Source organism: Pseudovibrio axinellae (assembly GCF_900110875.1).
GTDB lineage: Bacteria > Pseudomonadota > Alphaproteobacteria > Rhizobiales > Stappiaceae > Pseudovibrio > Pseudovibrio axinellae.
Genome location: NZ_FOFM01000003.1, coordinates 344,678 through 367,674, shown reverse-complemented (window position 1 = coordinate 367,674; position 22,997 = coordinate 344,678). Strand labels below are relative to the sequence as shown.

The window sequence follows — 22,997 nt, the reverse complement described above, 5'->3', positions numbered from 1 at the left end:
CCTGTGTGACGAGAATCCCGCTCCCTCGCCACAGAGCTTTTTCCTTCCTTTTGCGGAGGCTACAGCAACGACAAGTCCAACAGTTGGCGTTGCTGTAGCGCTCTTGCCACAGCAAGTAGCTTGTTTTCCCAAATCACCTTTTTCCGCCGACAGCTCACTTGCCGTGACGTTAGTTTTTCCGCAATATGGACCTGTCCGCACCCAAGGCCGGGCTTCCTATTAAAGAGGACTAGAAAACTGTGCAGCTAAGCGACTTTGCCAGTTTGAGTGACCTTGAGGTCATCTGGAGTGATCATGGCGGCATTTGCCCAATTCCCACACGTACCCTTGTCGCTTCTGATCTTCTCTTAAGCGTTGGCCCATTACCAGATAGGGAGTTTGATCAGAGCTTCCAGCGCATCTCAGGCGCTCTTGTGCTGGCGTATGGTGACCCACTGTATGACGGAGGCCTACAAGTTATAAACGACGCTGCTGAGGCTAAATCGAGCGCATCCAGTGTTGCCTTTTCTTCCAAACAGCAAGGTCACTTCAATACAGTGAGTCATGAGGCGTTTTATAACAACGAAAATGCTCTATATGTCCCCTTTCGAAATGTAGGCGAGGTGCACCCGGAAGAGGATATCATAAGCTTATTCGGTGATTATTCGCCCGGCATTTTTCTGAGGTATGTTGTAAGCGAAAGAACCAGCGCTTTTCCGGATATGTTTGCGCGGTTGGCAGAGCGAGCAACAGGGCTCCAGGTATGCAGCAAAGACAGGTCCTTACTATTTTCCAGCCTCTCGGAACTTCGACGAAAACTGCCCAGAGATCTCATCCTTGTTGATGGTAGCGGATTTGGTAGCCACCCATCCAAAAGACCTCAAAAAACTCCACTATATACAACTAACTGGATTTCTCGGGACTTGATCGAGCCGTCTGAGCTGCATCACACAGAGAGTGATGTACCGAGTTTGTTTGATCTTAGGCGCCGGTTCTCACTTAGTTCCTGACGGTATGATCTCTTTTTTTTGGCAGGCTTCACAAGTCCCTTTAATCTCAACGGACGTAGTTTTCGCGTCAAAACCGTTTGCCCTGGCCCAACCGCTTAAAATTTCGACAACGTCATTATCCGCGAATTCCAGCGCCTTACCGCAGGACTCACATATAGCAAAACCAACCATTTCGACAGAATGGCAAGCCGGGTGAGCGCACGCTACAAAGGCATTCATGCTCTCCAAGCGGTGGACCACCCCTAGCCCGATAAGCTTGTCGAGTGCGCGATATACCTGCAATGGGGCACGAAGACCTTCTGAACGAAGCTGATCCAAAATGGAGTATGCACTCATTGGCGCATCTGATGCACACAGCAAATCCAGTACCAGACTCTGATTTTTTGTAAGCTTCAACTCTGCTGTTGCCATTGCTCGCTCGCTCATCTGTAGGTCTCGCTCACCTGCCCTACGCTCTAATCAGTTATTTTTGTGAGCACTTAATCCCAAAACTTCCAATCATTAGACGACCTAGGCTTAGCGCTTTCGGTCCACGTGCAGTACCCGGTTTACCAGAGAGGACGCAAACAATGAAAGAACAAACAGGCACAAGCTGGCAACGACGATGGAAGGTCCAGAAGCACTGTCAAATTGCAAAGATCCCTCAAGCCCAAGAACAACACTCACAACACCGATAATTGAAGAGGCAATCGCCATTTGCTCTGGTGTTTTTGCGAACCAGCGCGCAGTTGCAGCTGGAATGATCAAAAGCGCTGTGATTAGCAAAACGCCCACAATCTTCATAGCAATCGCAATGACTGCCGCCATCATCACCATAAAGACAAGTTGTGTCAGGTCTGGATTGTAGCCTTCAGCCTCTGCCAGCTCCCGGTTTACAGTGGACGCCAGCAACGGCCTCCATAGGAAGTACATTAGCCCCAAGATCACCGCAGCTGTGGCGTAAATGGTGATTATGTCCACCTTGCCGACGGCAAGAATATCGCCAAACAATAACGAGAGCAGATCAAATCGAACTGTGCTCATGAAGGCAATGAGAACCATTCCCAGTGCTAATGCAGAGTGCGAGAGAAGGCCTAACAAAGCGTCTGTCGAAAGAGAGCCCCGCTTTTGAAGAATCAGCAAAAACAACGAGACAGATATCGTAACCGCCAGTACGCCCAGCATGAGATTGATGTTTAATAGAAAAGCAAGTGCAACGCCCAAAAGTGCAGAGTGGGACATTGTATCGCCGAAATACGCCATACGTCGCCATACGACAAAGCAACCAAGCGGACCGCTTACCAAGGCAAGGCCGATGCCAGCCAGCATTGCTCTGACAACAAAATCATCCATGATCACAGCAATCCCCCTTATCCCATTTGGACGGAACGACCGTGTCATCACCTAAGTGATTGTGGTCATGATGATGGTAGATCGCCAGAGACTTAGAGGCAGAATCCCCAAACAGTTGTTTGTAAGCGTCTGAAGCTGCTACATGTTCTGGCGCCCCACTACAACATACATGGCCGTTGAGGCAAACAACGGTATCTGTTTGTGCCATAACCACATGCAAATCATGCGAGATCAGCAAAATTCCGCAATTCAGTTCGTCCCGGACTTTCAGGATTAGATTATAAAGTGCGATCTCACCTGCATAGTCTACTCCTTGCACTGGCTCATCGAGCACGAGAAGATCCGGGTCACGCAGGATTGCTCGTGCCAGCAAGGCCCTCTGGTACTCTCCTCCAGATAGCTGCTGAACATTGGAATCAATGAGATGAGAGATCCCTGTTTTCTCAAGGACTGCATCGATTTTTTCAGAGCTTGGCTTTGCTGTAAGGCTCATCAAACGGCGCACCGTCAGCGGCATAGTCCAGTCAATTGCAAGTTTTTGAGGAACATAGCCAACCTTTAGATTGGCCTTGCGTTTGATCTTTCCTGCGTCTGCCTTGAGGACACCCAATGCAGTTTTCGCAGTTGTGCTTTTTCCAGCACCGTTGGGTCCGATGAGCGTTACTATTTCACCTGACTTTACACTTAATGTGATGTTTTGAATCAGCCAGCGACCATGCCGTTTGATCCCAACTCCGTCCATTTCAATCAGTTGCACGATAGGCACCTCAGCTCGCCGTGGTCAGCACCACGAAGGTGGATGGCCGTTATATGTTATGTAATATTGTTACACAATTAAATTATTCGTTGCTTCCAACAGTATCTATTCATAAGGAGGGCCGAGCCTTAGGCATTGACCAAATTGGGTCGTTAATTTTGCTGAAAGCTGCGCAACATGACATTGCTCTCACGTCAATCCGTGACCACCGTATCGCACCGGACTTTAGGTATGCTAGCACCTCTCTCTATAAATCGCCGGTGGCCGCTTTCTTGGCGAAAATTGATATTCTGAGGCTTTCCTCGTTCCCCCTTGGAAACCACAATTGAACCAAGGGGAAGTTTGCAAAGCTTAATCAGGCGTCGTGTTTATAGATATTGTCCAGCGCATCCGTATGATTGGAAAGTACTTTTGCGCGTTTAATCTTTAAGGTTGAAGTTAACTCTCCAGTATCAATCGAGAACCCTGTAGGAAGAATTTCGAACTTACGAATGCGTTCAACTCGAGAGTGCCGGGCGTTCACTTTGTTGATCCCAGCTTGCACTACACTTCTCAGCTGGTCAGATTTCAATACATCTTCAGGGTTGATATTATTTTCTGTTGCAAAGCGTTGCGCCATCTGGCTTTCGATGGTGAGCAGTGCGCTCAAAAATGTCTGATTGTTTCCTGCAACAACTGCGTACTCAACCAACGGAATTTCCATAAGGTCGTGTTCAAGCAAGGTTGGAGAGATATTTTTACCGCCAGACGTGATGATAATCTCTTTCTTTCGGCCTGTGATAAAAACATACCCGTCTTTATCCAAATACCCAATATCACCACTGTAGAGCCAACCGTTGCGCAAGGTCTCATCAGTTGCAGCTGGGTCGTGCGCATAACCAGAGAAATTGGTGTCCGCCTTGCAGAGGATCTCACCGTCAGCAGCAACCTTGATCGTCACCCCCTCCATCGGCTTCCCCACAGACCCCAAACGCGTCGCCTCAACCGTGTTAATTGTGGCACCTCCACAGTTCTCGGATTGTCCATAGACTTCGCGAATAACAAGATCGAGACCTGTGAACGCATCTAAAATTCGCCTAGATACCGGAGCACCGCCACTCACGAGCATGCGCATTTGATCAAGACCAATCTTGGATTTAATTTTATCAAGCACGAGCCGATTTGCGATTTTCTTCTTTGTAGTCAACACCAAACCAGCTGATTTGCCAGAAAGGGTCGCGCTGTGCCATTGGCTACTCGTTTTGAGCGCCCATTGGATGAGTTTGCCTTTAAAGCCTTTTTCCTGATTGAGCTGCTTTTCAATCTTTTCGTGGATTTTTTCAAAAATCCTTGGGACGCCAAAAGTTACGGTTGGTCTGACTTCTGGCAGATGCTCGCCCAGACTGGTCACAGACTTCGCATAGTAGACCGGGTAGCCTGTATCACAGGCTTGGATGATGGTTGCGCACTGTTCTGCAATATGCGCCATAGGCAAATATGAAATATAACGGTCTGCAGGCGTTGGCCCTACGGCATGGTTCAGCGCATCCGACTCTGCACGAATTGCTCCGTGACTGATTTGGACCGCTTTTGGCAAACCTGTTGTACCAGATGTGTAGATCTGGAGTGCGATATCTGACGCTTTGATTTCGTTGAGGCGCTGGTCGAGCTCCGCTTCCAGTCCTGGGCTGTTTTCACCCAATGACATGAAGCTTGCCCATGTATACTGGTCCGGATTCTCAACGCGCCCATCCAAACGAATTATCTTGCGCAGATGGCGCATATTTTCCGCTGGTTCAGTGATACCTTTAAGCTGACACTTGTTCTCAGCCAGCAAAATGCGACCTTGTGAATGGCGCAGAATATAATTTATTTCTGGGGCCGCAGATGTCCAATATATGCCCGTTGGAATAGCACCGATCATCATGGCTGCAACATCCAGAATGGTCCACTCCGGCCGGTTGTAACTCAGGATACAAACAACATCGCCTGGCTTCACATCAAGTGCTAGCAATGCCTTCGCCGCATTGCGCACCTGTTGACCATATTCGCTCCAACTCGTAACTTCCCAGGTCGCCTCGCCACGTACAAAATACGCGGGCTTTTCTGCCAGCCGCTCTGCAGTTTCTGTGAATGCTTTTGGGATCGACTTGAAAGCTTTTTCAGCTTTGGTGTGAGTAACGGGCTGCGCCTGCGAACTCATGCTATTCTCTCTATTTTTAATTATTTCCAGAGCTTTACATCCTCTGAATTTGCTTGTGTCAAATACCAATACCAGAAACAGCCTTCAAACCCACAATATCTACAAGTATTTCCTCTAATTTATAGCTCTCTGGTTCATGAGCCACGAATATTCATTTTTGATTTGACAGAGATTTTACATAACTACTGATATATCTAATTCAAGATATACTTAAATGCTTCTTAGAGGCATTCCAACCTCCCTCTTTTTCCATAAAGTTCTCTGGGGATGCTTCGCATTTAGATCATTAAGTTGGACAATTTGACGATAAACAGATTTAATAGCTCTCTGATGATAAGAAGTTCTGGAAAACTCAAAGGCAGGCAAGTTTTTAATGCAGAAGTTCAGTGTTACTCGCGGTCTTAACCTCCCAGATCCGGTTCGCATCAGTCGCTATAAACGCCTTCCAGAACTAGGGCCTACCCTTTTATTTTTCAGTGGTGGCAGCGCTCTCAATCCAACTGCGCGCGCGCTAAAGCAATATACACACAACTCCATTCATTTCATGACGCCATTTGATAGCGGAGGCAGCTCTGCAGTTTTGCGTCATGCATTCGGAATGCCGGCAATTGGAGATTTACGCTCCAGGCTGATTGCGCTCGCAGATGAAAGTGTTTTAGGTCAGTCTGAGATTTACCGCCTTTTCACCCATCGATTTCCAAAGGAAGCCTCCCAAGACGTCCTTCTTGGCGAATTGGTTGACCTTCTTGAGGGACACGATCATCTTATCTCGCGGGTTCCGAACCCAATGCGCCGATTAATTTGCAACCAGCTCGGCTTCTTCCACGATGCGATGCCGTCTAATTTTGACCTGCGTGGTGCAAGTATTGGCAACCTGATCCTTGCGGGCGGGTATCTAAATAACAACCAAAAACTTGATCCGATCATCTTCCTATTTTCTAAGTTGGTGAACACACTGGGGACCGTTCTGGCAACGGTGGATGCACGTCTTCACCTTGCTGTAGAACTTGACTCCGGCGAAGTCATCGTAGGTCAGCACGGCATGTCCGGTAAAGAGAGCGCGCCGATCGCAAGCCGAATTAATCGAACTTACCTGACCCGTTCCCTAGCAGGTGGTGACCCTGTTGAGATAGAAGTTTCCCCAAAGAAACAGCACCTTATCGAAACTTCTGATATGATTTGTTATCCACCTGGTAGCTTTCACAGTAGTTTGGTCGCCAACCTGCTCCCTAAAGGGGTAGGCAAGGCAATCGCTCGCAGCGCGAACCCTAAAGTCTATATTCCCAATCTTGGGCGAGACCCTGAGCAATTTGGGATGAGTCCCAACGAAACGATTGATGCTCTCTTGAAGCACCTGCGGGCGGATGCAGGTCAAGACACGCCAACTGATAAACTGCTGAATTTTGTAATTACCGACGAAAAATACGCTGCGGAATTTGACTGGGCCGCCTTGGAAGCACAAGGCATTTCCCTTATTGGTGCTGATCTGACAAGCGCACAATCCAATCCTTATTACGATCCCGAAAAACTAGTGTGCATGCTATTGAGTTTCTTGTGACATAATTTCACTTCAGTTAGCTGATTTTAAATTCCCTACCTTTTCTCCAAACAAGTAAATAATGCTGCAAGCGTTTTAGTTTGCAGCGACTTGTTATTAGACATCTCCCGACATCTACTCCCAACAATATATACACCCCAAAACAAACGCATATAATTACTTAAAATTTATATAGATCAAATCCACTTTTTGTTTGTAACGCCGCTTAATCAAGAAAATGAATACCTATTGACGGTTGTATAGCGTTAGATATTAGGTAGTGAACCCATGACTATATTCGACAAATAACTAAGCGGAAAATCAAATGTCGAAGTTCAAATTTCCAACCGCATTTACAATTCTATTTGGTCTTATCATTTTGGTTGCACTTGCGACCTGGTTTGTGCCCGCAGGTAAATATGACCGGGTTGTCAATCCAGTGTTGGAAAAAGAAGTCCCAGTACCGGGAACTTACCATTTGGTGGAGGCCAACCCGCAAGGGCCTGTTGAAGTATTCATGGCCCCAATTGCAGGGTTGTATGACCCAATCTCATATACAGCCAACGCGATTGATGTTGCCGCCTTCGTGCTTGTAATTGGTGGCTTTCTTATGGTCGTTACACGCACTGGTGCGATTGATGCCGGAATTGCAAAAGTCATGACGGCGTTAAAGGGGCGAGAGAACCTCATGATCCCTATATTGATGGCCTTCTTTGCAGCAGGAGGCACGATATATGGGATGGCGGAGGAGAGCCTTGCGTTCTACGCTCTCATTATTCCCGTCATGATCCGCGCCGGGTATGATTCAATGACAGGTGTAGCCGTTATCATGCTCGGTGCAGGTATGGGTACGCTTGGCTCTACAATTAATCCATTTGCAACAGTGATCGCTTCCAACGCTGCTGGCGTTCCTTTCACCGATGGCATCATACTTCGTTTCCTGATTTTGATCGTTGGATGGCTGATCTGTGTAGCTTGGGTGATGCGTTACGCTGCTAAAGTCAAAGCAGACCACACAACCTCCCTCGTTGCGGAGATGAAGGAAGAAAACGAAAAGCACTTTCTCCAAGGCGTTTCCAAAGAGGACATTCCAGACTTCACCCATAAGCACGGTTGGATTATGGCAATCTTCGTGTTCACCTTTGCGCTGCTGATCTATGGCGTGGCAGCCCTTGGCTGGTGGATGGGTGAAATGTCTGCGCTCTTCCTGGCTGCCTCAATTTTGGTGGGTATTGTTGCTCGGCAAGGTGAACACGAATTCGTCGATAACTTCCTTGATGGCGCTAGAGACTTGCTTGGCGTTGCACTGATCATTGGCGTTGCACGCGGTATCGTGGTTGTGATGGACGCCGGGTCCATAACAGACACTGTTCTTTACTGGTCCGAACAGGCCGTGAGCGGTCTGAGCAAAGTCGCCTTTATTAATGTCATGTTCTGGCTTGAACTTGTGCTTTCATTCTTCGTTCCATCTTCGTCTGGCCTTGCTGTTTTATCCATGCCGATCATGGCACCATTGGCAGGGTTCTCAAATGTTGGCGCCGAGCTTGTTGTCACAGCCTTCCAGTCTGCTAGTGGACTGTTGAACCTGTTCAACCCCACGTTCGCTGTTGTGATGGGAGGGTTGGCGATTGGCCGCGTACCTTACGATAAATGGCTTCGCTTCGCGATCCCGCTCGTCGTTATCCTGTTCGTCCTAATCTCTCTCGCCCTTTCCCTTAGCGTTTAAGGACGACCTCCCAAGATTGCGGGGTCGCCACCGCAAACGGGCACGCCAGAGAGGCACAGAACAAACCTTTGAACTGACACAAAGAGGGATCAACCTCGCAAACATAAGAATTTTGGAACGGAGCCTGCAACATGACTGAATTTGGTGTCCATTCAGAAGTTGGCAAACTAAAAGAAGTATTGGTTTGCCGTCCCGGATTGGCGCATATGCGCCTTACTCCCGGCAACTGTCAGGAATTCTTGTTTGACGATGTCATCTGGGTGCGGGAGGCGCAAAAGCACCATTACGACTTCTGCCTTAGAATGGAGGAGCGTGGTGTGAACGTGCTGGAGATGCACAATCTCCTAACCGAAACGCTTGAGGACCCCGAAGCTCGGAAGTGGGTGTTAGAACACCGTGTCACGCACCATCGTGTCGGCTATGGTATGGCAGAGGATCTGCGCGCATGGCTCTTTGAACAGCCAGAGAAATTTCTTGCAGACCATCTCATCGGTGGCATCGCAAGGTGTGAGCTTGGCTTCCAGCCGACAGGCGTATTTGGCAGCTATCTTGAGCCGAATGATTTCGTCATCCCACCGTTACCAAACACGCTCTTTACGCGAGATACGACGTGCTGGATTTACAACGGGGTGACACTTAATCCCATGTTTTGGCAGGCTCGGCAAAACGAAACGTTGCTGGCCACAGCGATCTATAGGCATCACCCCCACTTCAAAGGTAAAGTGAATTTCTGGTGGGGCGACCCCGCTAAGAACTTCCACGAATCCACCGTAGAGGGCGGGGATGTAATGCCAATTGGCAATGGCGTGGTTTTGATCGGCATGGGAGAGCGGACAACGCCGCAAGCTGTGGGTCAGGTGGCACGTGCTTTATTCCGCAACGATGCAGCCACCCGTGTGATTGCCTGTCAGATGCCAAAGAGCCGCGCTGCAATGCATCTGGATACCGTCTTCACGCTTCTTGACCGTGATAAAGCAACCGCTTTCACTGGTGTCTGTGACGAAATCATTTGTTTCTCCATTCGTCCAGGTGACACGCCCGAGTCAGTAGACTACCGGCAGGAAGATGGTCATTTGTTCGATGTGGTTGCTGACTCACTTGGCATTAAAAAGTTGAACGTCGTGACCACAGGCGGCAACGCATACGATCAAGAGCGCGAACAATGGGACGATGGCAACAACGTTGTCTGCATCGAACCTGGAGTCGTCGTCGCATATCGTCGAAACACCTACACAAACTCGAAGCTACAACGTGCGGGCGTTGAAGTCATTGCCATTGACGGCTCAGAGCTCGGTCGTGGGCGCGGCGGCGGCCATTGCATGACATGCCCCACAATTCGAGAATCGGTTCAATTCTAGTCTTCTCAACCTCCGTTGAACAACAAGAACATCCAAGAGATGGAGAGTAAGAACAATGGCTTTCAACCTTAAAGGTCGCAGTTACCTCAAGCTAAAAGACTTCAGCCAACGTGAAGTCCTTTTCATGCTAGACCTCGCCCGTGACCTCAAACGAGCTAAATACTCTGGATCAGAACGGCAGACACTTGTTGGAAAAAACATTTGTCTGATCTTTGAAAAGACCTCAACCCGCACACGCTGTGCATTTGAGGTTGCAGCTCACGATCAAGGTGCCCATGTCACATATTTGGATCCATCCGGCTCACAAATCGGCCATAAGGAATCCATGAAAGACACTGCACGTGTCCTTGGCCGTATGTTTGATGCAATCGAGTTTCGTGGCTCAGGGCAAAAGGCCGTTGAAACGCTTTCTGAATTTGCAGGTGTTCCGGTCTACAACGGTCTCACAGACGACTGGCATCCAACGCAGATGCTGGCCGACATGCTTACAATGACCGAGCATAGTTCAAAACCTCTGCATGAGATTTCATTCGCTTATATGGGCGACGCGCGCAACAACATGGGCAACTCACTCTTGATGCTTGGTGCACTGTGCGGATGTGACGTACGCATAGTTGCTCCCAAAGAACTTCAACCTGAGCCAGATGTACTCAAAATCGCTGAAGCAAATGCGAAGCGCTACGGAGCGCGTATAACAATCACCGACGACCCTAAAAAGGGAACCGAAGGTGTCGATTTCATTCACACCGATGTATGGGTTTCCATGGGTGAACCTGCAGATGTTTGGGAAACTCGGATTAAGCTGCTTCGCGATTATCAGGTCAACACAGAGCTGATGGAAGGCACTGGAAATTCGAATACGTTCTTCATGCATTGCTTGCCAGCATTCCATAACCGCGAGACGAAGGTCGGCGAGGATATTTTCCAGAAGTTTGGCATTTCAGAGATGGAAGTCACAGACGACGTCTTTGAGTCAGACCGTAATCTGGCATTTGAACAAGCGGAGAACCGACTTCACACCATCAAAGCCATCATGGTTGCCACGATTGGAGGCCGGTAATGCGTGTTGTCGTCGCTCTTGGCGGCAATGCTCTTCTGCGACGCGGAGAGGCAATGACCGCCGAAAACCAAAGGAACAACGCTCGTATTGCTGCTGAAGCGCTCGCTCCGCTTTGCGGTAATGGACATCATGTTGTCATCACGCATGGAAATGGCCCACAGGTTGGACTATTGGCCTTACAAGGTGCAGCCTACGAGCAGGTAGAAACCTACCCCCTTGATGTGTTGGGAGCTGAAACCGTCGGCATGATTGGTTACATGATTGAGCAGGAGCTAGGAAACCTTCTGCCATTTGAAAAGCCATTCGCCACAATACTCACACAGGTCGAAGTGGACCCCACGGATCCGGCTTTTAAAGATCCTACCAAACCAATTGGCCCACTGTACACCAAGGAAGAAGCCCACAAACTTGCCAAGGAAAAAGGCTGGTCCATCCGAGAGGATGGAGATAAGTGGAGGCGCGTTGTCCCAAGCCCAATGCCAAAACAGATCTTCGAGATAAGGCCGATCAAGTGGCTGCTTGACCATGATGTACTTGTAATTGCAGCTGGTGGTGGCGGTATTCCAACCATGTATAACGAAGAGAAAAAACTCGTCGGTGTCGAGTGCGTTATCGACAAAGACAGGTGCTCTGGACTGCTTGCTAAAGAGATCGAAGCTGACATTTACGTTATGGCAACAGATGCTGATGCCGTTTATTTGGATTGGGGCACCCCAAGCCAACGAGCAATCCGATCAGCCTCCCCAGATGCACTCGATGCTTATGGCTTTGCAGCCGGATCGATGGGTCCCAAAGTGGAAGCCGCACAAACCTTCGCCCGTAAAACAGGAAAGAAAGCCATTATCTGCACCCTTTCGGAAGTTCCGCAAGCCATCTTGGGGCAGAAAGGCACATCAATCGCTGTGGATGCAGGGGAGACCACATTTTACTAGATTGCCAGCCCCAAGGCTGAACAAACCTAATAGCTACCTCGATCGAAAGACTGGCGCTAAGTAGCTTTATGGCCTTGGGTGCTGCTCCGCACACGACAAGAACAGGAACGGAAAGGACGAACTGCATATGGCCAACGTGCCAGTTCCAAGTTTTCAAAAGATGACGCTCATCGGAGCCGTGATCCCTGTTGTCGCACTAATCAGTTTACTTGCGCTCTCCTACTATTTATTCGGAGATGAAGCATCCTCCGGACCAAACCAGATTGCCCTTCTATTTTGTGCATTAATCGCGACCTTTGTTGCACTCACACACGGCTTCCAATTTGATGAACTAAAAGATGCTGTTGTTGATAGCGTCAGCACAGGAATGCACGCAATTTTTATTCTGCTTGCGGTGGGGTCCCTTATTGGAACCTGGGCTATGTCAGGCACTATCATGGCAATGGTTTATTATGGATTACAGATACTTAGCCCAAATTACTTTTACTTCACCACAGTCATTATCTGCGCATTAGTTTCTGTCAGCATCGGCAGTTCATGGACCGTTGCTGGAACAATTGGCATCGGATTGATGGGCATAGCGACCAAAATGGGGCTGGACCCCGCAATCACTGCCGGTGCGGTCCTTTCTGGCGCCTATTTCGGAGATAAATCCTCTCCTCTATCTGACGCTACTAACCTGGCAACCGCCGCTGCTGGCTCAAATCTTTACGCCCATATCAAAGAGAACCTTTGGACATCAATACCGGCACTTGCAATTGCGCTCGTTGTTTTTTGGTGGCTTGGGAAACCAGGAGATTTTGTTGCACAAGAGACTTTGACCAGCATCGAACGCTACTATGACATTACCCTGCTTAACTTCCTACCGCTGGTGCTGGTGTTAGGCTTAGCCCTTGTTCGCTACCCACCGTTTACGACTATCTTTATAGGCGCGTTATTTGGCGGCCTTTATGCTGTTGTGATGGAGCCAGACAAGGTCATCGCTTTGGGCTCTACGCCTCACCTTCCCTATGCCCTTGAAATGACAAAGGGCGTCTGGATTGCCATGTCCAATGGCTATGTGAGTGTGACGGGCGATCCTTCCATTGATGCGCTTCTAAGCCGTGGTGGCATGGGTAACATGCTGACAACCATCTGGTTGATCATGACAGCGTTAGCCTTTGGCGGCGTTGTTGAAAAAGCGGGCATACTGGACCGGATCATCGGGCCTATCTTACGAGCTGCAAAAACAACTGGTGCTCTTGTTTTATCCTTGGTTTCAACTGCAATCGCGACAAATATCCTTGCTGCAGATCAATATATTGCAATCGTGATCCCTGGCCGCATGTACCGCAAGTCTTTCCGCCTTCGCCGACTTCGACCTGAAGTTCTTTCCCGGGCGGTTGGCGACAGTGCGACCGTGACATCGGCTCTCATTCCCTGGAACAGTTGTGGCGCTTACATGGCTGCGACGCTTGGGGTGCCAACACTTGCTTTTGCCGGATTTGCAGTCTTCAATATTGCCAGCCCAATTCTGACCGTTCTCTTTGCGGTCATGGGGTGGCGTATGCTAACGATGACCGATCACAAACCAGAGCGAATTGTACTGCCAGATGATGAGCAAAAGGTCGAATAACAGTCCATTGTAACCGTTCGACTTCGCTTAGCAGCATCCGCCCAAGAGACCGACGGTATGTAGCATTTGAATACGTCAAGGATTGATACTCAAAGCACTGTGGCACACCTGACGCTTTTACAGCTAGACGATGCGACGAGCGGCTTATTAGATAGGCCTATCCTTCACCTGCTCCATGCACACGAACGTGGATGTTTGTGCAACATGGGGCATTTCTGAGAGTTTTTCACCAAGGACCCTTCGATAGCTCACAATGTCTTTTGTCCGTACTTTCAGGAGGTAATCAAAGCCGCTGGCAATCATATGACATTCCTCGATCTCCGGAATATTGCGCACTGCCGCATTGAAGGCCTCCAGAGACCTGGAACGGGTGTCATTGAGCTTGACCTGCACAAACGCGATATGACCTGCTCCTAGTTTGGTGTGGTCAACCTCCGCCCGATAACCAAGGATATAGCCAGCATCCTCCAGTTTTTTCATACGGATCTGGCAAGGCGTTTTCGACAGTCCTACCTTTTTCGCCAGGTCAGTGACCGTTGTACGCCCACATTTTTGTAATTCTTCCAGAATTTTGCGATCGAAATCGTCCAGTTTCTCCATGATATACCGTTTTTGTATTCAAAATCACCATGTCTAATAAATATCAAAGTCGAATAGTCTTTACCATCAAAAAATACAGGAAACATCCCTATGGGTATTTTGCTAATGTCAGCTCAACAATAGGTATTTGATAGTAGGGAGCACGGCATGGGTTCAGAGGCAACGCCGGAAATTATCCGCGACAAGATTAGAGATAACTATCTCCCTGATGAAAAACAGGTCGTTCAGGAACTCATTTCATCACTACAGATGGATGAAGCAGCGCGGGAACGCGCCTCACGCGGAGCGGCAGATTTAATTCAGGATTTGCGCGCGAATACATCTCCTACAATCATGGAGAGTTTCCTCGGTGAATATGGCCTCTCAACTCAAGAAGGCATTGCGTTAATGTGCCTTGCGGAGGCCTTGTTGCGTGTTCCTGACGCTCAAACGATCGACGCGTTGATTGCAGACAAGATCACCCCGAGCGCCTGGGGGGAGCATCTGGGCCGCTCATCGTCAACACTGATCAACGCCTCTACGTGGGCTTTGCTTTTGACAGGTAAAGTACTTGCACCAGATGATCAGGGGCTTGTCGGCACAATCCGTGGTGTTGTTAAGCGCATGGGGGAACCCGTCGTGCGGACCGCGGTTGCCCAAGCCATGAAAGAGCTTGGCCGCCAGTTCGTTCTTGGCAGAACAATTCGTGAAGCGATGCGCAACGCCCGCGTTGAAGAAGGCAACGGCTTCACTTATTCCTACGACATGCTTGGTGAGGCAGCATGTACAGACGCAGATGCAAAGCGCTACCACCTCTCCTACTCCAAAGCTATCACAGCGCTGTCCAGCAACTGCAAGCATCACAGCATTCGCGAAAATCCAGGTATCTCCGTCAAGCTTTCAGCCCTCCACCCACGTTATGAGTTTGCAAAACGTGAGAGAGTGATGAAAGAGCTGGTCCCACGGACGCTCTCACTGATCATGCTGGCTAAGTCATCCAATATGGGCTTCAACATCGATGCAGAAGAAGCGGACCGTCTCGATATCTCTCTTGATGTGATCGAGGCTCTTTTAGCTGACCCTGCAACCGAAGGCTGGGATGGCTTTGGTGTTGTTGTACAAGCCTTTGGACCGCGTGCAACCCACGTTATCGATTGGCTATACGCAGTTGCTCAAAAATATGACCGCAAAATCATGGTTCGCCTCGTGAAAGGCGCTTACTGGGACACCGAAATCAAACGCGCCCAGACACTGGGTATTGAAGGCTACCCAGTCTTCACGCGTAAGGTTTCTACCGATCTTTCCTTCACTGTCTGTGCAGAGAAGCTTCTTGCTATGACTGATCGGATTTACCCGCAGTTTGCTACTCACAACGCTCACAGTGTTGCAACCATACTAGAGCTGGCCAAAAACCTGCCGCTAAACTCCTACGAATTCCAGCGTTTGCATGGCATGGGTGAGGCTCTTCACGAGCGCACGATGAAGAAGCATGGCTCCAATTGCCGCATATATGCTCCCGTTGGCGCTCACAAAGACCTTCTGGCTTATTTGGTTCGCCGTCTGTTAGAGAACGGCGCAAACAGTTCTTTTGTACATCAGATCCGCGATGAAAGCGTGAGCCCGAAGGCGATCGCACAAGACCCTTTGATGCATATCGAAGCGTATGGCGAGCAAATCTCCAATGCAAAAATTGCTCTTCCACCAGCACTTTACGGCTCTGGACGCAAAAATGCTAAGGGCTGGGACCTGACTGATCCGAAACAAGAAACGCAGTACGTTGAAAGCATGAAATCCTTCTTAACCACCAAGTGGGAAGGGCATCCGGTCATTGCTGCATCGGTTAAGAATGCAACTGCTATTGCTGTTAAGAACCCGGCTGATCTGCGAGATACTGTTGGTCATGTTGCAACAGCGACCCCTGAGCAAATCGAAGCAGCGCTAACAGCTGCCCACGCGGGTTGTAAGGAATGGACAGAGAAAAACGCTCAAGATCGTGCGGTTGTCCTGCGAAAAGCTGCTGATTTACTAGAAGAAAATGCCTCAGAGATCTTTGCGCTGCTCACGCGTGAGGCTGGCAAGACCTATATGGACGCGATCAACGAACTGCGTGAAGCCGTTGATTTTGGTCGTTATTATGCCAACGAGGCTATCCGGCTTGAAGAGCGTGATGGCAAGAGTGATGCACGTGGCCCGGTCACCTGCATTTCCCCGTGGAACTTCCCACTTGCGATTTTCTCTGGCCAGATTTTTGCGGCTCTTGCAGCTGGTAACCCGGTGCTTGCAAAACCAGCGCCGCAAACACCGCTTATCGCGACGTATGCAGTGGGCTTGATGCACCAGGCAGGCATTCCGGTCCAAGCCTTGCAACTACTTCCAGGCGCTGGTGAAGTTGGGGCAGCGTTGACTTCCGATAAACGTGTTGCTGGGGTTTGTTTTACGGGTTCAACAGCGACGGCACAACACATCAATCGCGCTATGGCGAATGCGCTTTGTCCGACTGCGCCGTTGATTGCTGAGACTGGTGGTTTGAATGCGATGATTGTTGACTCCACTGCGCTTCCAGAGCAGGCAGTTCGTGATGTTATCGCTTCAAGTTTCCAGAGTGCTGGGCAGCGCTGTTCTGCACTTCGCATGCTTTATGTTCAAGAGGATATCTTTGAGGACTTTAAAGAGATGCTTTTGGGCGCGATGGCTGAGCTTGAGCTAGGCGACCCGAGTGCATTGTCGACAGATGTGGGCCCTGTGATTGATGCCGCTGCACAGAGCAAGATTGATGCGCACTGCAAGAAGTGGGCGGAAAAAGGACGTGTTCTTAAGCAGTTAAAGGCACCGAACAAAGGTCATTTTGTTGCTCCAACGCTTATTCATCTAGATGGCATTGAAGAACTTGGCGAGGAAATCTTCGGGCCGGTCCTGCATATCGCAACGTTCAAAGCAGAAGAAATCGACCAGACAATCGATGCAATTAACGGGCAAGGATATGGTCTAACATTCGGTCTGCATACCAGAGTTGATAGCCGAGTTCAGCATGTTGTGGAGCGTGTGAAGGTGGGCAACCTTTATGTGAACCGCAACCAGATTGGTGCAATCGTTGGGTCTCAACCCTTTGGTGGAGAGGGCCTTTCTGGCACGGGTCCGAAAGCGGGTGGTCCTCATTATTTAAGCAGATTCGCTCGGGCAGATACGAAATCTGCTGAAAGTGTCACGCTGCATAAGTCTTTTACAGCAGAGGATATCTTTAAAGCCCACGGCGCAGTGCGCACCAATAATTGGGAGAGCAACTCTGCTCGCTTCACTGAGTTGGCGACGTTGTTTAAGCAAGAAGCTCACTTGCTGCACCGGGCCGCACAAGAGCAGGCTTACGACATGCCTGGGCCGACTGGCGAATCCAACCGACTTTATAGTGCGCCGCGCGGCACTGTGCTGTGCCTTGGGCCAGACACAGAAAGCTTGAAGCACCAAGTTGTTCTTGCACTGGCTGCTGGTAACAGTGTGATTGCTGTTGGGCAAGGTGCGGAAAAGCTGGCTGCGAGTTTGCGTTCATTCTCTGCTCCGATTGTCGCTTTGGAAGGGCAGTTGGCTGAGGGAACGCTCACAAAGCTTCAGGGTATTGATGCAATTGCTGCAAACCACTCAGAAGAAGACCTGAAAGTGATGAAGGGTGAGCTTGCGGACCGCGATGGCGCATTGATGCAGCTCATCATGGAACGCAACCAGATCGAGCGTTACCAGCTGGAGCGCCACTTGTGTATCGACACAACTGCCTCGGGTGGCAACACAAGCTTGCTTGCCGCTTCAGAAGGTTAAGTCGTTGAAAAAGCCGCCTCAATTTGGGGGCGGCTTTTTACATCACACAGATGCACCTGATAGCTGGCACGAACCCATTCCCAATGCGAGCGAGAACATCCATGCGCGGCGTTAGGACGTTGCTAAGGAGCAATCATTACTTATCGCACCAGAGCGACCCCAGCTGGTGGCAGTTCCAATCCGTCCAAGTCCGCCGCATCAGCCAAGCGTAGTGCTTTCAAATTTACCGTGTTCTTGGAGTAGTTATAGTAGAACGTGCCAATAGATGTTTTGCTTCTTCTAAGACCGCTTGGCATTTCCACCTTGTCGATTTTCGCGATTTTGAACACCTCATCTAAAATGGCGCTCATCAAGGTCGGGTCCGCCCACGCTGCAACGTAAAATGTGTTGTTTTCTCCCATAAATACCGGCTGATTATTTTCATCTTCAAAAAGCACTGGCAGGCTTGTGCTGATTTCTTCCTGCCAGATATAGGCTTTCCCTCTGTTGTGATCAGCCAGATCACGCACAGCGCAAGAGAACTCTTTCGGGCTTGTACTGCTTCGTAAAACCTCAACACCTTCAAATGGTTTGGGCAGTTTCAATGAGGATTGAGAGAGCTGATAGTTCGCGTCTTTTTGTGCCAGTCGTGGGCCACCAAGCACAACTCCGTTAAACTCGACATAGGCTGCCAGGTTCTCTGATAGCTCCTCACTTAATGCGTACAGGGCAGGCACGATAACCAGCTTGTAGGGCGACAGGTCTTGAGAAAGTGGCCTGATGATCTCGACATCGACCCCCTTCTGCCTTAGCGCCCGATAATAGGCGAGGACGAGCCGGATATAGCTGAAGTCCTTCCCATATCGCTGAGCTTCGTGTGCCCATTGACTTTCGTAGTCAACAACAAGCGCGACCGGCGCTTCAGCCGGTGTGAATGGGCCTAGCTGCTCAAGCTCCAACGCAAGCTGTGCAACTTCAACATAGCCTTGTGCTGGTTTGTTATCCGTTTGCTTTAACCCAGCATGCATTTGCTCTTGCGCAAAGGGTACTTGCCGCCACCGGAAATAGCTTGTGGTTTCAGCACCATGGGCAAAAGCTTCCCAACTCCATAGCCGAACCATACCGGGCAAAGGGACTGGATTATAGGGTGCCAAATTCATAGGCCCTGATTGCATCTGCATTACCCATAAACGACCGTGGCCCGCCTGCCGGTACAAGTCATGATGAAATGCCTGATAATCAGGGTCGCCTTGCTGAAAATAGTCCTCCCAATAGCCTTCTGGAGTGCCAAACGAGCTCTCCATCTGATAGTGGGTATGGAAGCTAATTGGATAGCAATCCCAACCCGCGATATCGAGCTGATCAGCAAGTTTGTAATGATCAAAAGCAAATGTATCTGCGGTGAAGTTATGGATGACTGGTCGGCCAGCAGCGAGTTGCCTTAAAATGCCAACTTGTTCGGAATTGAATTCAGCGACTTGATCAGAAGAGAACCGGTCGAAATCCAGACAGTGTGCGGGGTTCGCCTGAGTCACTGTGAGGTTCGGCAGCTCGATCTGTTCAAAGCTGTTGTATTCCATAGACCACAACACACTTCCCCATGCCTGATTTAAGGCTTTGATATTACCGTACTTTTGCGCTAGCCACAGTTGAAACGCCTTATGTGCGGAGGGAGACCACGAGCGCACTGTTTCGTGCCCACCATATGCACTATCGGTTTGCCAGGCAGCAATAGCTGGGTGATTGCCATAGCGGTCCGCCAGAATTTCCGTTATGCGACGTGACTCCCATCGATACCCTTCGTGAGAAAAGCAATAGTGGCGACGCGATCCGAATTTGCGTGGTTGGTTCGCCTCATCAACTGCCAACATATCCGGGTGCTTATTCAGCATCCAGCGCGGCGGGGCAGCAGTTGGGGTGCACATGATGATTTTTAAAGCTTTACTTGCAAGTGTCTCAATCACCTTATCCAGCCATTCCCATGCAAACTCACCAGGTTCAGGCTCAATGCGGGACCATGCATATTCTGCTATTCGCACGTAGGTAATACCCAAGTCAGCCAAATCTTTTGCGTCTTGCTTCCAGCACTCTTGTGGCCAATGTTCTGGATAGTAGCTGATACCTAAGTGTTTATTTTCGCTCATGAGATCACATTTTTAGTTCTGGCACTGACGGCCTGGAGTTTTATTTGAAGCTGCAAAAACCGCATAAAAAGACAATACTCTCGCCTTCTCTGTCTCAGTTTTATTTTTGCAAGCTATGCTCGCCGGCAATATCTTTTCGCTTGGCCTGTCCAACTTGAGGCAAGGGTTTTCGTGTGCGCTCACCTCAAAAAACAGCCAGAAAACTCGTCACGAATAGTGCGCTCGACTCTTTATCCATGTTTTTGAGCCTTCCAGAGATATCCCTGCGCATCAACTGCGGAACCTTCGGGGCCAAATCCTGACCCAGAGATATCGGCAAGTCGCTCTTTAGGGTGTTCTGGCAGGCCACTTTGGACATTTAGTGGCACCCAAAGATCTTAAAGAGTGATGTGAATGGGACTGCTTGCCAAACCGCCATTTGCAATAGGCATGCAGAGGCCGCTTTGCTTCTTCACCACGCAGCCATCTTGACGGTTCACAGGAAGCTCCTCAGGCGCTTGTGCCAGCACACAAAAGCACACTGAAGGCTCTGTCATAAGGAGGATAACTTTTTGCGGAGGGGGGAGTAATTTTTTGCGCGATTTTGCGTTGTTATGGGAGATGCCGCGAACATTGACGAAAAAATATAAATGAGTTCAGTTAGTTATCAATATTTGGCAATTTGCGTTTGTTCTGCGTTGGTTTGCACCTTTGCGTTTGGCCATTTAACCAGGTCTGCAACCAGAATGTACGTGCTGCGGCAGGCCCCAAAACCATGAGGGTGCCTGCTGATTTTGCCACTAAGGCAGCCTGACAGGTTTGCATCACGATGGAACGGTACATTACCGCCAACAACTGTTCACCTTGCCTGCAATAGCGGGGTTCAGGCTATCTCTTCTGCGTAAAATGGTAGGTGCTTACGCAGTTTGATGTAGCTGATCTCGCAATTGAGCTTTTCATGGAACTTTTTTGCACGTTCCACTTCCTCGTAACCCATGTGGTGATAGAGACTGAGCGCGCGCTCATTTTGAGCAAGAACCGATATCTCAGCAGTGTTATAACCACGTGCGGCGATGCGGCGTTCGGTTTCGCTCACCAAAGCAGAGCCCAGGCCCTTACTTTCACATTCAGGATCAATCCAAAGATCTGTAATGAAGTTGTCACTGTTTTCCGTCGCAATAAAACCGAGCACTCGCTCCTTGTTTACCGCAACCACGATCTGATCCAGACAGGCACTTGCAAAGTCTTTAAAGGACGTTTCATTCATCGTATCGTGAGCAGCTTGCGGCACATGTGGCGCAATTCCTCTTTCCCAAGAGGCTAACCCGACTGTTCCGATTTGCGGAATATCCTTTGAACGAGCACTGTGTATTTCAAAGGTCTTCATTGAACTGGTCCACCTTTCTCTGTGTTCTTCAGCATTTCTCGCAAATCTCTTTTCAAGATCTTGCCGTAGTTGTTTTTCGGCAGCTGATCCATAACGATGTAATGCTTTGGGCGCTTGAAACGCGCGATGTTTTCTATGCAAAGCTCATCCAGCTCTGCGAGATCTGCGGTCTTCCCTTTTTCTGGAGCGATGATTGCAACCACCTCTTCACCCCACTCTTCATGAAACCGACCGACAACTGCAACTTCAGCCAAATTTGGATGCATCAAAAGCACTTCCTCTACCTCGCGGGGGTAGATATTGGAGCCGCCCGAGATGATCATATCTTTTGAACGGTCGCGCATCGTGAGGAACCCATCCTCATCCAGTGTTCCCATGTCGCCAGTCTTCAACCAGCCATCAACAATCGCGGCCGCAGTTGCCTCTTCGTTGTCCCAATAACCGGTCATCACCGCAGAACCCGACACAACAATCTCACCAACTTCACCATTGGGCAGGTCGTTCATGTCCTCTCCTACCACACGCACGTGCGAGGCGACTTGAGCTACCCCAACTGAGCGCAGTCTTTCTTGCCATCGCGGGTGTTTTCTGTCGCATACCAGCTGACGGTTAAGCACCGTGATTGCCATGGGACACTCGCCCTGCCCGTATATTTGAACAAAGCGCGGCCCCATTACATCAACAGCATCAACAATATCGGCGAAATACATTGGCCCGCCAGCATAGATGATTGTGTCCAGCCCCTTGCCGATGCCCCCTGTCTTCTTTGCCTCATCTACCAACCTGTGCACCATTGTAGGTGCTGCAAACATGGCGATGTTTCCAATTTTAGGCGCTACTTCTAAGATTTCGGCTGCATCAAACCCGCCAGATACAGGACAAACATGTCTGCCTCCAGCGACAACATGCATGAAGCTATAAACTCCAGCACCATGAGACATGGGAGCTGCATACAGCGTTGCATCTGCGTGAGTCGGGGTACCGACCCCTGCATAATAGCCAAGCATCATGCTCTGGATGTTTTGCGAGGACATCATCACCCCTTTGGGACGCCCGGTCGTGCCCGAGGTGTAAAACAACCAGACCATATCCTGCGCATCAATCGGCACTGGGTCTGCGAGGGGTTCTGCGCGGAGCATTTCAGTGTAAGCGCTCTGGTCAACTGAGATGACCTTAACCTTTGACTGATCGATCTCTTTGAGCAGATCCTCTCCAACATCATCGGAGATAAAGACTGCCGAGGCCTGCGCATTCTCAATAATCCAGGCCGCTTCTTTGGGGTGGAGTTTTGCGTTGACCGGGACTGCCGCCGCACCCGCCCACCAGATGCCGTAGCTGACCTCCAGATACTCTGTACGGTTCTTCATGAAGATGGCAACGCGCTCTCCCTTGGCAAGGCCAAAATCGCGTTGCATAGATCCAGCAATTGCGGCTGAGCGTGCGCCAAACTGCGCGTAGGTTGCCACCATTTCAGTCCCGTGCAAGAGCGCTGGTGCTTGCGGTGTGATACTGGCGGTGCGTGCGAGCCACTGTGCTGGATTCATCGGTCTCCCCCTATAAAAGGCCGGTTTTTCATTGAGCCGATCTGGTTGCAACACTCCTGCTGTTTCGTCGTTTTAAGAACTCGCCCATCA

General features: G+C 49.7%; 16 protein-coding genes. 8 read left to right on the top strand and 8 right to left on the bottom strand.

Annotated features, from left to right (window positions below):
- Nucleotides 1-239 precede the first annotated feature (239 nt).
- Nucleotides 240-989: a hypothetical protein gene (locus BMZ51_RS10205; protein ID WP_068010005.1), complete on the top strand. Its 750-nt coding sequence runs from the start codon at nt 240-242 to the stop codon at nt 987-989.
- On the opposite strand, the gene BMZ51_RS10200 is transcribed toward BMZ51_RS10205, so the two are convergent.
- From BMZ51_RS10200 to BMZ51_RS10185, 4 genes are all read right to left on the bottom strand, one after another.
- Entirely contained in the window at nt 975-1,415 is a 441-nt protein-coding gene (locus tag BMZ51_RS10200; RefSeq protein ID WP_068010006.1) for a Fur family transcriptional regulator, read from the bottom strand. The two genes, BMZ51_RS10205 and BMZ51_RS10200, sit on opposite strands and share 15 nt — an antisense overlap.
- 90 nt (nt 1,416-1,505) lie before the next feature.
- Nucleotides 1,506-2,321 carry a metal ABC transporter permease gene (locus BMZ51_RS10195; RefSeq protein ID WP_068010007.1) on the bottom strand — a complete coding sequence of 272 codons (816 nt, stop codon included), beginning with the start codon at nt 2,319-2,321 and terminating at the stop codon, nt 1,506-1,508.
- Complete coding sequence (locus BMZ51_RS10190) at nt 2,314-3,063, bottom strand: ATP-binding cassette domain-containing protein (protein WP_175485017.1); 750 nt, start codon at nt 3,061-3,063, stop codon at nt 2,314-2,316. Before BMZ51_RS10190 ends, BMZ51_RS10195 begins: the two co-directional genes overlap by 8 nt.
- A 370-nt stretch (nt 3,064-3,433) precedes the next feature.
- Nucleotides 3,434-5,260: an AMP-dependent synthetase/ligase gene (locus BMZ51_RS10185; protein ID WP_068010010.1), complete on the bottom strand. Its 1,827-nt coding sequence runs from the start codon at nt 5,258-5,260 to the stop codon at nt 3,434-3,436.
- Between the two features lie 373 nt (nt 5,261-5,633).
- Between BMZ51_RS10185 and BMZ51_RS10180 the strand changes: the two genes are divergently transcribed.
- The 6 genes from BMZ51_RS10180 (at nt 5,634) to nhaC (ending at nt 13,488) form a co-directional block, all read left to right on the top strand.
- Nucleotides 5,634-6,818: a GAK system CofD-like protein gene (locus BMZ51_RS10180; protein WP_068010011.1), complete on the top strand. Its 1,185-nt coding sequence runs from the start codon at nt 5,634-5,636 to the stop codon at nt 6,816-6,818.
- A gap of 304 nt (nt 6,819-7,122) precedes the next feature.
- The gene (locus tag BMZ51_RS10175; protein ID WP_068010012.1) at nt 7,123-8,523 is read left to right on the top strand and encodes a YfcC family protein; all 1,401 of its coding nucleotides are present in this window, start codon (nt 7,123-7,125) and stop codon (nt 8,521-8,523) included.
- A gap of 131 nt (nt 8,524-8,654) precedes the next feature.
- Nucleotides 8,655-9,881: an arginine deiminase gene (gene arcA, locus BMZ51_RS10170; protein ID WP_068010013.1), complete on the top strand. Its 1,227-nt coding sequence runs from the start codon at nt 8,655-8,657 to the stop codon at nt 9,879-9,881.
- Between the two features lie 55 nt (nt 9,882-9,936).
- Nucleotides 9,937-10,941: an ornithine carbamoyltransferase gene (gene argF, locus BMZ51_RS10165; protein WP_068010015.1), complete on the top strand. Its 1,005-nt coding sequence runs from the start codon at nt 9,937-9,939 to the stop codon at nt 10,939-10,941.
- A complete protein-coding gene (arcC, locus tag BMZ51_RS10160) occupies nt 10,941-11,873 on the top strand; it encodes a carbamate kinase (RefSeq protein ID WP_068010017.1) in 933 nt (310 codons plus the stop codon). Before argF ends, arcC begins: the two co-directional genes overlap by 1 nt.
- 127 nt (nt 11,874-12,000) lie before the next feature.
- Nucleotides 12,001-13,488: a Na+/H+ antiporter NhaC gene (nhaC, locus tag BMZ51_RS10155; RefSeq protein ID WP_068010018.1), complete on the top strand. Its 1,488-nt coding sequence runs from the start codon at nt 12,001-12,003 to the stop codon at nt 13,486-13,488.
- A 147-nt stretch (nt 13,489-13,635) separates the two neighbouring features.
- Here the strand turns inward: nhaC and BMZ51_RS10150 are convergent, their stop codons facing one another.
- Nucleotides 13,636-14,088, bottom strand: a complete 453-nt coding sequence (locus BMZ51_RS10150) for an Lrp/AsnC family transcriptional regulator (protein WP_068010019.1) — start codon at nt 14,086-14,088, stop codon at nt 13,636-13,638.
- Nucleotides 14,089-14,235: 147 nt separating this feature from the next.
- Here BMZ51_RS10150 and putA point away from each other — a divergent pair, with 147 nt between their 5' ends.
- Nucleotides 14,236-17,874, top strand: coding sequence for a bifunctional proline dehydrogenase/L-glutamate gamma-semialdehyde dehydrogenase PutA (gene putA / locus BMZ51_RS10145; protein ID WP_068010021.1), 3,639 nt, complete (start codon nt 14,236-14,238; stop codon nt 17,872-17,874).
- A 140-nt stretch (nt 17,875-18,014) separates the two neighbouring features.
- Here the strand turns inward: putA and BMZ51_RS10140 are convergent, their stop codons facing one another.
- The 3 genes from BMZ51_RS10140 to BMZ51_RS10125 all read right to left on the bottom strand — a co-directional run bounded on the left by BMZ51_RS10140 (nt 18,015) and on the right by BMZ51_RS10125 (nt 22,907).
- Nucleotides 18,015-19,997, bottom strand: a complete 1,983-nt coding sequence (locus tag BMZ51_RS10140; protein ID WP_074882014.1) for a beta-galactosidase — start codon at nt 19,995-19,997, stop codon at nt 18,015-18,017.
- Nucleotides 19,998-20,859: 862 nt separating this feature from the next.
- A complete protein-coding gene (locus BMZ51_RS10130; protein WP_068010025.1) occupies nt 20,860-21,363 on the bottom strand; it encodes a GNAT family N-acetyltransferase in 504 nt (167 codons plus the stop codon).
- Nucleotides 21,360-22,907 (bottom strand): class I adenylate-forming enzyme family protein, encoded by a 1,548-nt coding sequence (locus tag BMZ51_RS10125; RefSeq protein ID WP_068010027.1) that lies wholly within the window; start codon nt 22,905-22,907, stop codon nt 21,360-21,362. Before BMZ51_RS10125 ends, BMZ51_RS10130 begins: the two co-directional genes overlap by 4 nt.
- Nucleotides 22,908-22,997: the final 90 nt, after the last annotated feature.

Coding starts and splice junctions, on each gene's coding strand:
- arcA (WP_068010013.1), top strand. CDS start 8,655: ATGACTGAATTTGGTGTCCATTCAGAAGTTGGCAAACTAAAAGAAGTA.
- BMZ51_RS10130 (WP_068010025.1), bottom strand. CDS start 21,363: ATGAAGACCTTTGAAATACACAGTGCTCGTTCAAAGGATATTCCGCAA.
- BMZ51_RS10180 (WP_068010011.1), top strand. CDS start 5,634: ATGCAGAAGTTCAGTGTTACTCGCGGTCTTAACCTCCCAGATCCGGTT.
- BMZ51_RS10175 (WP_068010012.1), top strand. CDS start 7,123: ATGTCGAAGTTCAAATTTCCAACCGCATTTACAATTCTATTTGGTCTT.
- BMZ51_RS10140 (WP_074882014.1), bottom strand. CDS start 19,997: ATGAGCGAAAATAAACACTTAGGTATCAGCTACTATCCAGAACATTGG.
- putA (WP_068010021.1), top strand. CDS start 14,236: ATGGGTTCAGAGGCAACGCCGGAAATTATCCGCGACAAGATTAGAGAT.
- argF (WP_068010015.1), top strand. CDS start 9,937: ATGGCTTTCAACCTTAAAGGTCGCAGTTACCTCAAGCTAAAAGACTTC.
- BMZ51_RS10185 (WP_068010010.1), bottom strand. CDS start 5,260: ATGAGTTCGCAGGCGCAGCCCGTTACTCACACCAAAGCTGAAAAAGCT.
- BMZ51_RS10200 (WP_068010006.1), bottom strand. CDS start 1,415: ATGAGCGAGCGAGCAATGGCAACAGCAGAGTTGAAGCTTACAAAAAAT.
- arcC (WP_068010017.1), top strand. CDS start 10,941: ATGCGTGTTGTCGTCGCTCTTGGCGGCAATGCTCTTCTGCGACGCGGA.
- BMZ51_RS10190 (WP_175485017.1), bottom strand. CDS start 3,063: ATGGACGGAGTTGGGATCAAACGGCATGGTCGCTGGCTGATTCAAAAC.
- BMZ51_RS10195 (WP_068010007.1), bottom strand. CDS start 2,321: ATGGATGATTTTGTTGTCAGAGCAATGCTGGCTGGCATCGGCCTTGCC.
- nhaC (WP_068010018.1), top strand. CDS start 12,001: ATGGCCAACGTGCCAGTTCCAAGTTTTCAAAAGATGACGCTCATCGGA.
- BMZ51_RS10125 (WP_068010027.1), bottom strand. CDS start 22,907: ATGAATCCAGCACAGTGGCTCGCACGCACCGCCAGTATCACACCGCAA.
- BMZ51_RS10150 (WP_068010019.1), bottom strand. CDS start 14,088: ATGGAGAAACTGGACGATTTCGATCGCAAAATTCTGGAAGAATTACAA.